Here is a 15,441-nt window from a genome sequence, read left to right on the forward strand (position 1 = left end):
GGTCTACCGAGGAACATCCAGATGACTTCTGCTCGCCCCCTGCGCCGCCGCCAACTCCTTGCCGCCGCCACGCTGCCGGTACTCGCGCCCGCCTCGTTGGCCGCACCGACACAGCCCCGTCCCGCGCCCGCGACGACAGCGTTGACATACGCCAGCGCGTTCCCCGCCGACTTCGTCTTCGGCGTCGCCGCTGCCTCCGCGCAGATCGAAGGCGCGGCCTTCGAGGACGGCAAGGGCGAGTCCGTCTGGGACCGCTTTGCCCGCATCCCCGGCAAGGTCTACCAGGGCCATACGCCCGACGTGGCCTGCGACCACTACCACCGCTTCGACGAGGACTTCGCGCTGATGGCCTCGCTCGGCATCAAGCAGTACCGCCTGTCCATCGCTTGGCCACGCATCTACCCGAACGGCGACGGCGCACTCAACCAGGCCGGGCTGGACTTCTATCACCGCGTCTTCGCCAGCATGAAGAAGCACGGCATCGAGCCGTGGGTGACGCTGTTCCACTGGGACCTGCCGCAGTCGCTGGAGGACCGCGGCGGCTGGACCTCGCGCGTCACCGTCGATGCCTTCGCGACCTACTCCGACACCGTCGTCAAGGCCTTCGCCAAGGACGTGAAGCACTGGATCACGCTCAACGAGATCCTCTGCTTCACGCTGCTGGGCTACGGCACCGGCACCAAGGCCCCCGGCCGCAAGGAAAGCGCCAAGGTCGTCAACCAGACCTATCACCACGCACTGCTGTGCCACGGGCACGGGGTGAGGGCCGTGCGCAAGTTTGGCGGCAAGGGCGCCGTCGTCGGCCTGACCGACAACTGCGCGGTGTCCGTGCCCGTGACGGAAAAGCCGGCCGACATCGCCGCCGCCAAGGCCTGGTTTATCGACCGCAACGCGCAGATCCTCGGCGCCATCCAGGCCGGCAAGTACACCGCGAACTTCCTGGCGCGCGTGGGTGCCGACGCGCCCGACGTGCGGCCCGGCGACTTCGCCCTCATCAGCCTGCCGACCGACTTCCTCGGCCTGAACATCTACAGCGGCACCTTCGTGCGCGCCGCCAAGACCGACACCGGCTACGAAGCACTGACCAACCCCACCAACTACCCCCGCGCCGACAGCCCTTGGCTGCGCCTCGTGCCGCAGTCCATGTACTGGGCCACGCGCTTCTGCCACGAGGTCTACGGGCACGCGGCGATCTACATCACCGAGAACGGCTGCGGCTACGACGACGAGCCCGTCGTCAACGGCGAGGTGGTGGACCTGCACCGCCGCGACTACGTGCGCGCCTACCTGCGCGAAGCCCACCGCGCCATCAGCGACGGCGTGCCGCTGAATGGCTACTTCCTGTGGTCCTTCATCGACAACTACGAGTGGGAAGACGGCTACCAGCGCCGCTTCGGCATCGTGCACTGCGACTTTGCGACCCAGGTCCGCACGCCCAAGTTGTCCGCCCGCTATTACTCCGACGTCATCAAAGAACGAAAGATCCTGTGAACGCCAGCACCCTGCATCTCGACCGCGTCGTGCCACCCTCGGCCGACCGCCTGCCCATGCGGCAGAAGATCGGCTTCGGCCTCGGCTCCGTCCTCGACATGTGGGGCCACTGGCTCTACCCGTCGTTGGCCTTCCACGTCTTCAACATCTTCCTCGGCGTCGCACCCGGCCTGATCTCGACGGTGCAGATGGTCAAGATCTTCATCGACGCGGCCAGCGATGCGATCTTCGGCTGGATCAGCGACAACACGCGCACGCGCTACGGCCGGCGCCGCCCGTTCATCCTGATCGGCGGCGTGCTGGCCGGCATCGGCCTGCCGCTGATGTTCGCCGTCGGCAAGGGCTGGACGGACATGCAGTACTTCACCTTCATGCTGGTCAGCATGGTGATCTACGTGCCCATCATGAGCTGCTTCAACATGCCCTGGGTCAGCCTGGGCTCGGAGATGACGCCCGACTATCACGAGCGCACGACGGTGATGGCGGTGCGCAATTACATCCAGAAGCTGCCCGAGCTGGCGATGTTCTTTGCCGCCCAGTTCACGACGCTGGCCATCTTCAACGACCCCGAGACCGGCAAGCCCGACATCCTGCGCGGTGCCCAGACCTATTGCGCCATCCTCGGCGCCATCATGGTGGCGGTGTCCATCGCCATCTTCCTGATGGTGCGCGAGCGCTACTACGAGAAGCTGGTGTCGCGCACGCAGACGCACATCCCGTTTTCTGACACGCTGTGGCGCACGCTGCGCTGCAAGCCCTTCCGGCATGTGCTGCTGATGGCGCTGGCCTACGGTATTGGCACGGCCATGGTGGGCGCACTGGGCTACTACGCCACCGTCTACTACGTCTGCCAGGGCGACATCGTGCTGGCGACGAAGTGGAACACCGCGATGGGCCTAGCCGGCATGGCCTTCGGCTTTGCGGGCATCCCGTTCTTCACGTGGATCGCGCGCAGGTGGGGCAAGCGCGCCGGCCTGGCCACGGTGCTGGTCATGGCCATCTGCGCCTTCATCGGCGACTGGTGGCTGTACGACCCCGAGCGGCCCTACCTGCAGCTGTTCGCCTGCGGCTTCGTCGCCTTCACCGGCGCGGGCTTCTGGACGCTGTACGGCGCCACCATCGGCGACGTGGTGGACTACGACGAGTCCCAGACCGGCCAGCGCCGCGAGGGTTCGTTCTCGGCCTGCCAGTCCTGGATCACCAAGGTCGGCATCGCCCTGGGCGTGGGCGCGTCGGGCTGGATCCTGCAGTTCACCGGCTTCGATTCCAAGCTGGACATCCAGACGCCGGAAGCCATCTTCTGGATCCGTATCCTGCTGTCGGGCATCCCCGTCATCGGCCTGGTGCTGGCGCTGATCGCCATCCTGCGCTTCCCGCTGACCGAGGCACGCATGCTGGAGATTCGCGACCAGCTTGAAGCCACGCGGGGGACGGTATGACACTTTCACGCCGTCAGGCCTTGCAGGCCGTACTCGCGGGCGCGACGGTCACGCCCATCGCCGCCACTGCTGCCACCTCCGCATCGGCACGCCGGCTGGCGCTGAAGCTGCGCAGCCACGGCGTGCTGCAGGGCGTGAAGAAGCTCGCCGACTAACCCCCCCGGCCTTGCCACAAACACACACAGGAGACAACATGCATCGCACCACCTTCCTCACACTTGGCCTGCTGCTGGGCCTGGCCCCCGCCTCCGCCGTGTTGGCCCAGGCCAAGGGCACCATCGGCGTCGCGATGCCCACCAAGGCCTCGCAGCGCTGGATCGCCGACGGCGACAACATGGTCAAGGCCTTCAAGGCGCTGGGCTACCAGGTCGACCTGCAGTACGCCGACGACGAGATCCCCATCCAGCTCTCGCAGGTCGAGAACATGGTGACCAAGGGCGCCAAGGCCCTGGTCATCGCGTCCATCGACGGCAGCACGCTCTCGGGCGTGCTGAAGAAGGCCGCCGAGAAGGGCGTCAAGGTCGTTGCCTACGACCGCCTGATCCGCGGTACCGCCAACGTGGACTACTACGCCACCTTCGACAACTTCCAGGTCGGCGTGCTGCAGGCCAACTCCATCGTCGACAAGCTGGGTCTCAAGCAGGGCAAGGGCCCGTTCAACCTGGAGGTGTTCGCCGGCTCGCCGGATGACAACAACTCCGGCTTCTTCTACGACGGCGCGATGAGCGTGCTCAAGCCCTACCTCGACGGTGGCAAGCTGGTCATCCGCAGCAAGCAGACCGGCGCGATGAAGGTCGGCATCCTGCGCTGGGACGGCGCCACCGCCCAGGCGCGCATGGACAACCTGATGTCGGCCTTCTACGGCAAGGACAAGCTGCACGCGGTGCTGGCACCGGCCGACATCCTGTCCATCGGCATCATCTCGTCGCTCAAGGGCGTGGGCTACGGCACACCCAAGCAGCCCATGCCGGTCATCACCGGCCAGGACGCCGACCTGCCCTCGGTCAAGGCCATCCTGCGCGGCGACCAGACCTCCACCGTGTTCAAGGACACGCGCCAGCTCGCCAAGGTCACGGCCGACCTGGTGGACGCCGCACTGTCAGGCCGCAGCCCCCAGGTCAACGACACCAAGACTTACCACAACGGCGTCAAGGTCGTGCCGTCCTACCTGCTCAAACCGGTAGCCGTGGACGCCAGCAACGTGAAGGCGGTGCTGGTGGACAGCGGCTACTACAAGGAAAGTCAGCTGAAGTGAAAACCGAACACCACCACAGAGACGCGGAGGCACAGAGGAAAGCACAGAGAAGCACTGTCTTCCTCTGTGACTCGGTGCCTCTGTGGTTGCCTTTCAGCATCGGCCGGCGGAGCAACTGAAGTGGAGCAAGTCCCCGTCCAACCAGGCGCGCTGCTGGAGATGCGCGCGATCTGCAAGAAGTTCCATGAGGTGGTGGCGCTGCGCCACGTCGACCTGCTGGTGCGGCGCAACGAGATCCATGCCGTCGTCGGCGAAAACGGCGCCGGCAAGTCGACGCTGATGAAAGTGCTCTCGGGTGTCTACCCGCACCCGGAGTACACGGGCGACATCTGGTTCGACGGCGAGGTCCGGCGCTTTGAAGGCATCCGCCAGAGCGAGCAGCTGGGCATCGTCATCATTCACCAGGAGCTGGCGCTCATCCCCCAGCTGTCGATTGCCGAGAACCTCTTCCTCGGCCACGAGCAGGCAAAGCGCGGCGTCATCGACTGGCGCCGCACGCACGAGCGGGCCGTCGAGCTGCTGCGCCAGGTGGGCCTGGACGAATCACCCAGCACGCTGATCGACGACATCGGTGTCGGCAAGCAGCAGCTCGTGGAGATCGCCAAGGCGCTGGCCAAGGACGTCAAGCTGCTCATCCTCGATGAGCCGACGGCCAGCCTCAACGAGGACGACAGCAAGGCGCTGCTGGAACTGCTCAAGCGCCTGCGCGCCAGCGGTGTGGCCTGCGTGCTGATCTCGCACAAGCTCAACGAGATCGCCGAGGTGGCCGACGCCGTCACGGTGCTGCGCGACGGCTCCAGCATCGAGACGATGGACTGCCGCGACGCACCGCCCTCGGAAGCGGCAATCGTCCGCGCCATGGTGGGCCGCGAGATGAAGGACCGCTATCCGCCGCGCTCATCCAAGCCGGGCGAGGTGCTGTTCGAGCTGAAGGACTGGTGGGTGGAGCATCCGCTGCATGTCGGGCGCGAGGCCGTCAAGGGCGTGAACCTGAACGTGCGGCGTGGCGAGATCGTCGGCATCGCCGGGCTGATGGGCGCCGGGCGCACGGAGCTGGCGATGAGCGTGTTCGGCCGCTCCTGGGGCCGGCGCATTCGCGGCTCGGCCTGGATGGCGGGTCGCGAGGTCGACGTCTCTACCGTGCGCCGGGCAGTGAAGGCCGGCCTGGCCTATGTGACTGAGGACCGCAAGGCCCTGGGCCTGGTGCTGCACGACAGCATCGCGCGCAACACCAGCCTGTGTCGCCTGGACGGCATCTCCAGCCGGGGCGTCATCGACGACGTGCGCGAGTCCGAGGTGGCCAACGACTTCCGCCAGCGCCTGGGCACGCGCTGCGCGAGCGTCGAGCAGAAGGTGGGCGAGCTGTCAGGCGGCAACCAGCAGAAGGTGGTGCTGTCCAAATGGCTTTTTACCGAGCCTGACCTGCTGATCCTTGACGAGCCCACCCGGGGCATCGACGTCGGCGCCAAGTTCGAGATCTACAGCCTGATCGCGAACCTGGCTGCCGAGGGCCGGGCGATCCTGATGATCTCGTCGGAGCTGCCCGAGCTGCTGGGCATGTGCGACCGCCTCTACCTCATGAACGAGGGCGCTTTCGTCGGCGAGATGCCGGCGGCCGGCGCCACTCAGGAAACAGTCATGCACGCCCTGCTGGGCACCCATTGAGACAAACCGCGATGCTCCCCTCTTCCCTGCGCACCTTCCTGTCCTCGCATCTGCGGGACTACGGCATGTTGCTGACTCTCGTGGCCATCATGGCCTTCTTCCAGGTGTGGACTGACGGCACCTTGCTGCAGCCACTCAACCTGACCAACCTGTTCCTGCAGAACAGCTACATCGTCGTCATGGCGCTGGGCATGCTGCTGGTCATCGTCGCCGGGCACATCGACTTGTCGGTCGGCTCCGTCTGCGGCTTCATCGGCGCGCTGGCGGCGGTGCTGATGGTCGAGATGGGGTGGCCGGTCCTGCCCTCGCTGCTGCTGTGCCTAGTGGCCGGCGCCATCATCGGCGGCGCGCAGGGCTGGTTCGTCGCCTATCTCAAGATCCCCTCCTTCATCGTCACGCTGGCCGGCATGCTGGTGTTCAAGGGCCTGGCCCTGGCGCTGCTCGGCGGCCAGTCCGTCGGCCCCTTTCCCGACAGCTTCCAGATCCTCAGCAGCGGCTTCCTGCCGGATCTGCCGGAAGGCGATGAACGCCATCTGACCTCGATGGTCCTCGGCTTCGGTCTGGTCGCTCTGCTGGCCGTGAAGGAAGTCGCCGGTCGCCGCAAGGCTGCCGAACTCGGTGCCGCCGCCGAACCGGTACTGCTCTTCGGCCTGAGGGTGCTGGCGCAGACGGCCGCGCTGGGCGCGCTGGTCTGGCTGCTGGCGTCCTACAAGGGCCTGCCCAATGTGCTGCTGCTGATGACGCTGCTGGTGGGCATCTATGCCTTCATCACCCAGCGCACGACGCTGGGCCGGCGCGTCTATGCGCTGGGTGGCAATGAGCGCGCGGCACGGCTGTCGGGCGTGCCCACCGAGCGGCTGACGCTGCTGTGCTTCATCAACATGGGCGTGCTGGCCGCGCTGGCGGGCCTGGTCTTCGCGGCACGCCTGAACACCGCCACACCCAAGGCGGGCCTGGGCTTCGAGCTGGACGTCATCGCCGCCTGCTTCATCGGTGGCGCGTCCGCCTCGGGCGGCATCGGCAAGGTGATGGGCGCGGTCATCGGCGCCTTCATCATGGGCGTGATGAACAACGGCATGTCCATCATGGGAATCGGCATCGAGTGGCAGCAGGTCATCAAGGGCCTGGTGCTGCTGGCGGCGGTCGTGTTCGACGTCTACAACCGCCGCAAGGGCTGACCCTTCGCCCCCGTGCTGATGCGCGACCGACACCTTGCCTGGCTTCGCCTGGCGCTGGCCATCGCGCTGCCGACTTGGGTGCACGCCAGCCCGGCCGAGCCGCCCACCCTGCGCATCGTGGCACCGACCAACCAGTCCATGCCCATGCTCAGGATGGCGCGGGACCTCCCCGTCGAGGGCCTGCTCAAGGATCTGGGCGAACTGCTGGCCCAGCGCCTTGGGCTCAGGCCGGTCTTCGTGGCGCTGCCCAGCAAGCGCGCGGGTCCTGCGGTGGCATCGGGGAGCGCCGATCTGCTGTGCTACGTCAAGCCGGAATGGCTTGACGGCAAGGTGCTCTGGACGCAGTTCTTTCTGCCTGGCGCGGGCGTGATCGCCGCAGGCCCTGCGGCCCAGGCGGTGTCGCGGCTCAGCGACTTGCGCGACCAGGCGCTCGGCACCGTGCTGGGCTACCGCTACCCAGTGTTGGACCAGGCTTTCGGCCAGCCGGTCCGCCGCCAGGATGCCGTCGATGCGCAGACCAACCTGCACCGCCTCTCCCTGGGCAGGGTGCAACATGCCGTCACGGACCGCGCCACGCTGGCCTATTACATGAAGGCCCATCCCCAGTCAGGGCTGCGCGAAGTGATGGAAGTCGAACGCCAACAACTGGGCTGCGCACTGTCACCGCAACGGGCCGACCTGTTGCGACCGCTTGACCAGACCATCGTCCGCATGCAGGCCGACGGCAGCCTCGACACTCTCTTGAACCGCTACCGCTGAACGGCTGCCGTTTCCCGCGCCTGCGCTGGATTGGATCGACCGCCATCCCCGGGTATTCCTCCGGCCTTACCAGCAACTCCGTATGGCAAAGTGGTATTACCAAAACTTTGACGGCATCAACGAGTTTCTTCCCCGTGATGAGCCCCTTCCCTGCCGAGTCCGTCATCGCACCCCTGCTGAGCATGGAAGGTGTCTGCAAGCGCTTCGACAACGTCGTGGCGCTGTCGGGCGTGGCGCTGGACGTCCAGCGCGGCGAGGTGCATGCCGTCTGCGGCGAGAACGGTGCCGGCAAGTCGACGCTGATGAAAATCCTCAGCGGTGTCTACGTCCCCGACGAGGGCGAGATCCGCTTCGACGGCCAGCCTGTGCGCATCACCGGGCTGCAGCAGGCCCAGGACCTGGGCATCGTCATGATCCACCAGGAGCTGAACCTGGTGCCGCACCTGACGGTGGCCGAGAACATCTGGCTGGGCCGCGAGCCCCGGCGCGGCTGGTTCGTCGACCGCACTCGGCAACGCGACGGCGCACGCGCCTGCCTGCAGCGGCTGGGCGTGGACATCGACCCCGACACGCAGGTCTCGGCCCTGTCCATCGCGCAGCAGCAGATGGTGGAGATCGCCAAGGCCTTGTCCATGGACGCGCGGCTGCTGATCATGGACGAGCCGACCTCCTCGCTCGGCGAGGCCGACGCGGCGCGGCTGCTCGCGGTCGTCAACGAGCTCAAGCGCGCCGGCGTCGGCATCGTCTACATCTCGCACCGGCTCGATGAGCTGGCCCACATCGTCGACCGCGTGACCATCCTGCGCGACGGCCAGTACATCGCCACCCGCCGCTGGGGCGAGACCTCCATCGACGAGATCGTCAGCCTGATGGTGGGCCGCGAGCTGACCCAGCAGTTCCCGCCGGCCTCGCGCCAGCCCGTCAGCGAAGTGCTGCTGCGCGTGCGCGGGCTGCGGCGCGAGGGCGTGTTCGGCCCGCTGGACTTCGAGCTTCGGCGCGGCGAGATCCTCGGCTTCGCCGGCCTGGTCGGCGCCGGCCGAACGGAGGTGGCGCGGGCCATCTTCGGTGCCGATGCGGTCGACGGCGGCGAGATGGAACTGGCCGGCCAGGCGCTCACCATCCACTCGCCGCGCGATGCCATTGCCGCCGGCATCGCCTATGTCTCCGAAGACCGCAAGGCCCACGGCCTGGCGGTGAAGATGAGCGTGGCCCACAACATCACGCTGCCCAACCTGGGCGCGCTGGCCAGCGGCCTCGGCTTCATCGACGCCGCGCGCGAACGTGAGACGGCGAATCACTTCATTGACCAGCTCGGCATCCGCACGCCGTCGCCCGAGCAGGTCGCCCGGCTGCTGTCCGGTGGCAACCAGCAGAAGGTCGTCATCGCCAAATGGCTGTTCCGCCAGGCGCGCGTCATCCTCTTCGACGAACCGACGCGCGGCATCGATGTCGGTGCCAAGTACGCCATCTACGCTCTGATGGACCAGCTCGCCGCCCAGGGCATTGGCGTCGTGCTGATCAGCTCCGACCTGCCCGAAGTGCTCGGCATGAGCGACCGCGTCGCCGTGTTCCGCCAGGGCCAGTTGGCCACGGTGCTGGATGCGCGCCACTGCACCCAGCAGCAAGTCATGCACCACGCCTCCGTCGGCCCAACCGAATCTCCCAGGCCGTCAACGGCGGCCCTTGAACCCGCGCTATGAACGACCGCCAGAAAGACCTGATCCAGAAGTTCGCTGCGCTCGCCGGCCTGCTCATCCTCGTGCTCGTGTTCTCGCTGACGAGCAACGCCTTCTTCACGGTCGGCAATGCGATGACGGTGTCGCTGCAGGTCACCACCATCGTCTACCTCGGCATCGGCGCCACGCTGGTCATCCTGACTGGCGGCATCGACCTGTCGGTGGGCTCGGTGCTGGCCTTGTCGGGCGTCGTTGCCGGCATGCTGGTCAAGGCCGGCATGCCGGTCGCGCCGGCCATGGCCCTGGGCGTGGTGGTGGGCGGCCTGTGCGGCGCCATCAACGGCTGGTGCGTGACGCGGCTGCGCCTGCCGCCCTTCATCGCCACGCTGGGCATGATGCTGGTGGCCCGCGGCGTGGCGCTGCAGCTGACCGATGCACGCGCCATCTCCGGCCTGGGCGAGGCCTTCGGCGTGCTGGGCAACGGCGCGCTGTGGCGCATCGAGGAAATCGACGAACAGGGCTTCCCCAACGTCATCTTCCCCGGCATTCCCTATCCCGTGCTGCTGATGATCGTGCTGGCCATCGCCGCCGCCATCCTGCTGCGCCGCACGACGCTGGGCCGGCACCTGCATGCGGTGGGCTCCAACGGCGAGGCGGCGCGGCTGTCGGGCGTCAACGTGAACGGCGTCGCCATGTTTGCCTACGTGGCCTCGGGCGCGCTGGCAGGCTTGGCGGGCTGCGTGCTGATGTCACGCCTCGTCACCGCCCAACCCAATGAGGGCGTCATGTATGAGCTGGACGCCATTGCCGCAGCCGTCATCGGCGGCACCTCGCTGTTGGGCGGCGTGGGCACCATCTCCGGCACCGTCATCGGCGCCTTCGTCATCGGCATCCTGCGCAACGGGCTGAACATGAACGGCGTCTCGTCCTTCACGCAGCAAATCATCATCGGCCTGGTCATCCTCGTCACCGTCTGGATCGACCAGCTCCGCAACCGGCGCTAGACCGGTTCCCTCACAACAGGAGACATTGAATGCCCCATCCCTTGCGCAATGCGCTGCTCAGCGCCTGCCTGGCCGTCATCGGCTCGGCCAGCCAGGCCGGCGAGATCGCCGTCATCGTCAAGACGACCAACTCGACCTTCTGGCAGAACGTCAACAAGGGCGCCACCGCCGGCATGAAGGAGGTCAACGGCCACACGATGACCTTCTCCGGCCCGGCCAGCGAATCGGCCATCGCCGACCAGGTCAACCTGGTCGAGAACGCCGTCAACCGCCGCGTCGCCGGCATCGTGCTCGCGCCTTCCGACCCTGATGCCCTCGTGCCCGCGATCAAGAAGGCCTGGGAGGCACGCATCCCCGTCGTGCTCATCGACTCCCAGGTGTCGGACGCCGGCAAGGCCTACTACCAGTCCTTTCTGACCACCGACAACCAGGCTGCGGGCGAACGCTGTGCCAAGGAGCTGATCGCCAAGGTCGGCACCACGGGCAAGGTGGCCGTCATGTCCTACGTGGCGGGCGCGGGCTCCGAGGTCGGCCGCGTGGGCGCTTTCACCAGCTATCTGAAGGCCCACTCCAAGCTGGAGATCGTCGGCCCCTTCTATTCGCAGTCGCAGATGGCCACGGCGATGAACCAGGCCACCGACGTGCTGGCCGCCCACCGCGACCTCAAGGCCATCTTCGGCGCCAACGAGCCCACCGCCGTCGGCATGGGCCGCGCGCTGGTGCAGAGCGGCCGCGCGGGCAAGGTGGTGGCCATCGGCTTCGACGGCAACCAGGACCTGCAGCAATTCGTCAAGGACGGCACGCTGGCCGGCATTGCCGTGCAGGGCTCCTTCCAGATGGGCCAACTGAGCGTGAAGACCATCCACGACGTGCTGCAGAAGAAGGCAGTCCCCAAGTTCCGCGACACCGGCGTCGTCTGGGTGGACAAGGCCAACCTGCAGTCGGCCGAGGCCAAGGCCGTTCTCTACTGATGCCGCGCAACAGCCGACCTGTCGCCACAACCGGGCTGCAGCTGACGACGCTGGGCCTGGGTGCGGCCGCGTTGGCCGGCCTCTACGACGCCGTCGACGAGGCCACGGCCGCCGCAACGCTGCAGGCGGCCTGGGATGCCGGCCTGCGCTACATCGACACCGCGCCCTTCTACGGCTACACCCTCAGCGAGCGCCGCGTCGGCGCCTTCCTGGCCGGCCGGCCGCGCGACGGCTTCGTGCTGTCCACCAAGGTCGGCCGCCTCATGCTGCCCGACGAGCAGGCCAGGCCCGGCAGCGACGGCTGGGCAGCCCCCCTGCCCTACCGGCCAGTCTACGACTACAGCTACGGTGGCGTGCGGCGCTCCTTCGACGACAGCCTCAAGCGCCTGGGCCTGTCCCGCATCGACATGCTGCTGGTGCACGACATCGGCCGCCTGACCCATGGCGCGCGCCACGAACTGCACTGGCGCGCGCTGACCGAGGATGGCGGCTTCCGGGCTCTGGAGGACTTGCGCAGCGAGGGCGTCGTGCGGGCCATCGGCCTGGGCGTCAACGAATGGGAAGTGGCGCAGCAAGCCCTGGCCGTGGCGCCGCTGGACTGCGTGCTGCTGGCCGGCCGCTACACGCTGCTGGAGCAAGGCAGCCTGGGCTTCCTGGACCAATGCGCGGCAGCCGGCGTCAGCGTCGTCATCGGCGGCCCGTTCAACTCCGGCCTGCTGGCCGGCCAAGCCAAGTACGACTACGGCAACGTGCCACCCGAGGTCGGGCAACGCGCCCAGACGCTGGAGGCCGCCTGCGCCGAGTTCGAAGTGCCGCTGCAGGCCGCCGCGCTGCAGTTCCCGCTTGCCCACCCCGCCGTCGCGAGCGTGCTGGCCGGCATGCGTTCGCCCGGGCAGGTGGCAGCCAACGCCGCCTGGATGGCCAGTGCCCTCCCGCGCGAACTCTGGCTGGCGCTGCGTGAGCGCGGCCTCATCCAGGCCGCCGCGCCGCTGCCCGGGGACGCCGCAAAGGAAGACTCATGATCGTCGACGCGCATCAGCATTTCTGGCGCCTGCAGGACCGGCTCGGCGAGTGGCCGCCCGCCGAGCTGGCCGCCATCCACCGCGACTTTGGCCCGCAAGACCTGGCACCTCATCTCGAAGCGGCCGGCGTCGACGCCACCGTGCTCGTGCAGTCCCTGCCCAGCCTGGCCGACACGCACTGGATGCTGTCGGTGGCCGACGCCACGCCCTGGGTGCGCGGTGTCGTCGGCTGGGTGGACTTCAAGGCGGCGGACGCGCCCGAGCAGATCGCCGAGCTGGCCCGCCATCCTTTGCTGAAGGGCCTGCGGCCCATGCTGCAGGGCATGCCCGACGACGACTGGATCGCCGACCCGGCTTGCGACCCCGCCGCCGAGGCGATGCAACGCCATGGCCTGGTTTTCGACGCGCTCGTGCTGCCGCGCCAACTGCCTGGGCTGCGCCGCTTCGCACAGCGGCATCCGGGCTTGAGCCTCGTCATCGACCATGCCGCCAAACCCTTCATTGCCCGCAGCGAGATCGAGCCCTGGCGCAGCGACATGGCCGCGCTGGCCGCCTTACCGCAAGTCCATTGCAAGCTGTCCGGCCTGCTGACCGAAGCCGGCCAGCAACGCGAAGCCGCCGACCTGCAGCCCTACACCCAGGCGCTCTGGGACCTCTTCGGCCCGCGTCGCCTGCTCTGGGGCAGCGACTGGCCCGTGCTGCGCCTGGCCGCCGACTACGCCGACTGGTGGGAGGTTGCCCACCGGCTGGCCCGCCGCCTCAAACCCGCACCCCACCTGGACGACCTGCGTGCGCTCTTCGGGGGCAACGCCATTCGTCTTTACCGCCTCGAATCATGCTGACCGTCACCTGCGAATCCCCGGGCCACCTCGTCGCCCAGCAACGCCCGCGCCCCGAGCGCGGCCACGGCGAGGTGCTGCTGCGCGTCAGGCGCGTGGGTGTCTGCGGCACCGACCTGCACATCTTCACCGGCCACCAGCCCTATCTCGCCTACCCGCGCGTCATGGGGCATGAGCTGTCGGGCGTCGTGGAGGAGGCCGAAACAGACAGCGGCCTGGTGCCCGGCGACCCGGTCTATGTGATGCCTTATCTGTCCTGCGGCCACTGCATCGCCTGCCGCCAGGGCAAGACCAACTGCTGCGTGCGCATTCAGGTGCTGGGCGTGCACCGCGACGGCGCCTTCGCCGAGTTCATCAGCGTGCCGCAGCGCTTTGTCGGCAAGGCCGACGGCATCACGCTGGACCAGGCCGCCATGCTGGAGTTCCTCGCCATCGGCGCCCACGCGGTGCGCCGCGCAGACGTGACGGCCGGGCAGCGTGTGCTGGTCGTGGGTGCCGGTCCCATCGGCATGGGCGCGATGATCTTCGCGCGCCTGCGCGGCGCCGTCGTCACGGCCATCGACGGCCGCCAGGACCGCCTCGGTTTCGCGCTCAAGCACCTGGGCGTGGCTGCCGCTGTGCCGGTGGGTGATGGTGACGAGGCGGAGTTGTCGCGCCTCACCGACGGCGAGTTCTTCGACGTGGTGTTCGACGCCACCGGCAATGCCAAGGCCATGGAGCGGGGCTTTCGCTTCATCGCCCACGGTGGCCGCTACGTGCTGGTGTCCATCGTGCAAGGCGACATCCGCTTCTCTGACCCCGAGTTCCACAAGCGCGAGGCCACGCTGCTGAGCAGCCGCAACGCGACAACCGAGGACTTCGAGACCGTCATGAAGGCGATACGCGAGGGCCTGGTGCCCAGCGCCGCACTCGCCACGCACCGTATGACTCTGGCCGAGGTTCCTGCGGGCTTTGCGCGCCTGCTGGACCCGACCGAAGGCGTCATCAAGGCGATCATCGAATGCTGACGGCAGCTGGCCACCCCATCCTCCAGTTCGGCACCAGCCGCTTCCTGCAGGCCCATGTCGATCTCTTCGTCAGCGAGGCCACCGAACGCGGCGAGGCGCTGGGCGGTATCACGGTGGTGCAGAGCACCGGCAACCCGGCCAGCACGCTGCGCACGCAGGCGCTGGCGCGCGCCGAGGGCTTCGACGTGATCGTGCGTGGGCTGGTGGACGGGTGGGCTGTTGAGACGCGCAAGACCTGCCACTCGGTGCGCGAGGCCTTGCACGCCGCCACCGACTGGCCCGCCGTGCGCGAGCGCGTGCGCGGGCCGGTGCAGGTCATCGTTTCCAACACCGGCGACAGCGGCTGGGTGATCTCGCCTGGCGACGGCCCGGCGCTGCTGGCCGAGACCGCCGTCGCGCCGGCCTCCTTCCCGGCCAAGCTGCTGGTGCTGCTGCACGACCGCTGGCAGGCGCAGCCCGAGGCCGAGCTGACGCTGCTTCCCTGCGAGCTGGTGTCGCGCAATGGCGAGACGCTGCGCAATCTCGTCGTAGCCCTGGCGCATGAGTGGCGCTGCGCCACGGTCTTCATTGACTGGCTGCAGGCCCGGCCGGTGTGGGCCAACTCGCTGGTCGACCGTATCGTCTCCGAAGCGCTGGAGCCGGTTGGCGCCGTGGCCGAGCCCTATGCGCTGTGGGCCATCGAGGCGCAGCCGCGCCTGCAACTGCCCTGCCGGCACCCGGCCATCGCGCTCACCGACGACCTCGCGCGCCACGAGCGGCTCAAGCTGTTGCTGCTCAACCTCGGCCACACGCTGCTGGCCGAATGGTGGATGGCAGGCGCGCGGCCCGCCGACATGACGGTGCTGCAAGCCATGCAAGACCCGGCCCTGCGCGGGCCGCTGGAGGCGGCCTGGCAGCAGGAGGTGCTGCCGGTGTTCGACGTGCTGGGCCAGGGCGATGAAGCGCGCGCCTACCTCGTCGGCCTGCGCGACCGGCTGCTCAACCCCTTCCTGGCCCACCGCCTGGCCGACATCGCCCAGAACCACGACATGAAGAAGGCGCGGCGCCTGATGCCGGTCGTCGACCTGGCACAGCAGCACGCGCCGGGCCTGCAGCAGCCCCACCTGAGCGCCGCGCTGGCGACCTGATGAACAAG

14 protein-coding genes are annotated in these 15,441 nt (G+C 68.1%); all 14 read left to right on the forward strand.

Annotation, left to right across the window (positions count from 1 at the left end):
- Positions 1-21 precede the first annotated feature (21 nt).
- The 14 genes from ACG00Y_RS23625 (at position 22) to ACG00Y_RS23690 (ending at position 15,433) form a co-directional block, all read left to right on the forward strand.
- Complete coding sequence (locus tag ACG00Y_RS23625) at positions 22-1,491, forward strand: GH1 family beta-glucosidase (RefSeq protein WP_394483186.1); 1,470 nt, start codon at positions 22-24, stop codon at positions 1,489-1,491.
- On the forward strand, positions 1,488-2,930 hold the full coding sequence (locus ACG00Y_RS23630) for an MFS transporter (RefSeq protein ID WP_394483188.1): 1,443 nt from the start codon (positions 1,488-1,490) through the stop codon (positions 2,928-2,930). The genes ACG00Y_RS23625 and ACG00Y_RS23630 overlap by 4 nt, the downstream gene beginning before the upstream one ends.
- A complete protein-coding gene (locus ACG00Y_RS23635) occupies positions 2,927-3,085 on the forward strand; it encodes a hypothetical protein (protein ID WP_394483190.1) in 159 nt (52 codons plus the stop codon). Before ACG00Y_RS23630 ends, ACG00Y_RS23635 begins: the two co-directional genes overlap by 4 nt.
- Positions 3,086-3,123: 38 nt before the next feature.
- On the forward strand, positions 3,124-4,185 hold the full coding sequence (gene chvE / locus ACG00Y_RS23640; protein WP_394483192.1) for a multiple monosaccharide ABC transporter substrate-binding protein: 1,062 nt from the start codon (positions 3,124-3,126) through the stop codon (positions 4,183-4,185).
- A gap of 159 nt (positions 4,186-4,344) precedes the next feature.
- Positions 4,345-5,850 (forward strand): multiple monosaccharide ABC transporter ATP-binding protein, encoded by a 1,506-nt coding sequence (mmsA, locus tag ACG00Y_RS23645; protein WP_394483430.1) that lies wholly within the window; start codon positions 4,345-4,347, stop codon positions 5,848-5,850.
- An 11-nt stretch (positions 5,851-5,861) separates the two neighbouring features.
- Positions 5,862-7,028 (forward strand): multiple monosaccharide ABC transporter permease, encoded by a 1,167-nt coding sequence (mmsB, locus tag ACG00Y_RS23650; RefSeq protein WP_394483194.1) that lies wholly within the window; start codon positions 5,862-5,864, stop codon positions 7,026-7,028.
- Positions 7,029-7,046: 18 nt separating this feature from the next.
- The gene (locus ACG00Y_RS23655; protein ID WP_394483432.1) at positions 7,047-7,787 is read left to right on the forward strand and encodes a substrate-binding periplasmic protein; all 741 of its coding nucleotides are present in this window, start codon (positions 7,047-7,049) and stop codon (positions 7,785-7,787) included.
- A gap of 137 nt (positions 7,788-7,924) precedes the next feature.
- Positions 7,925-9,487: a sugar ABC transporter ATP-binding protein gene (locus ACG00Y_RS23660; RefSeq protein WP_394483196.1), complete on the forward strand. Its 1,563-nt coding sequence runs from the start codon at positions 7,925-7,927 to the stop codon at positions 9,485-9,487.
- Positions 9,484-10,467 carry an ABC transporter permease gene (locus ACG00Y_RS23665; protein WP_394483198.1) on the forward strand — a complete coding sequence of 328 codons (984 nt, stop codon included), beginning with the start codon at positions 9,484-9,486 and terminating at the stop codon, positions 10,465-10,467. Before ACG00Y_RS23660 ends, ACG00Y_RS23665 begins: the two co-directional genes overlap by 4 nt.
- A 29-nt stretch (positions 10,468-10,496) precedes the next feature.
- Positions 10,497-11,438 (forward strand): ABC transporter substrate-binding protein, encoded by a 942-nt coding sequence (locus ACG00Y_RS23670; protein WP_394483200.1) that lies wholly within the window; start codon positions 10,497-10,499, stop codon positions 11,436-11,438.
- The gene (locus tag ACG00Y_RS23675) at positions 11,435-12,460 is read left to right on the forward strand and encodes an aldo/keto reductase (RefSeq protein ID WP_394483434.1); all 1,026 of its coding nucleotides are present in this window, start codon (positions 11,435-11,437) and stop codon (positions 12,458-12,460) included. The genes ACG00Y_RS23670 and ACG00Y_RS23675 overlap by 4 nt, the downstream gene beginning before the upstream one ends.
- Entirely contained in the window at positions 12,457-13,302 is an 846-nt protein-coding gene (locus ACG00Y_RS23680; protein WP_394483202.1) for an amidohydrolase family protein, read from the forward strand. The genes ACG00Y_RS23675 and ACG00Y_RS23680 overlap by 4 nt, the downstream gene beginning before the upstream one ends.
- Positions 13,296-14,306, forward strand: a complete 1,011-nt coding sequence (locus tag ACG00Y_RS23685; RefSeq protein WP_394483204.1) for a zinc-binding alcohol dehydrogenase family protein — start codon at positions 13,296-13,298, stop codon at positions 14,304-14,306. Before ACG00Y_RS23680 ends, ACG00Y_RS23685 begins: the two co-directional genes overlap by 7 nt.
- Positions 14,300-15,433, forward strand: coding sequence for a mannitol dehydrogenase family protein (locus tag ACG00Y_RS23690; RefSeq protein ID WP_394483206.1), 1,134 nt, complete (start codon positions 14,300-14,302; stop codon positions 15,431-15,433). The genes ACG00Y_RS23685 and ACG00Y_RS23690 overlap by 7 nt, the downstream gene beginning before the upstream one ends.
- Positions 15,434-15,441: the final 8 nt, after the last annotated feature.

The sequence above is a fragment of the Pelomonas parva genome, from assembly GCF_043555835.1.
Taxonomy (GTDB): domain Bacteria; phylum Pseudomonadota; class Gammaproteobacteria; order Burkholderiales; family Burkholderiaceae_C; genus Pelomonas; species Pelomonas parva.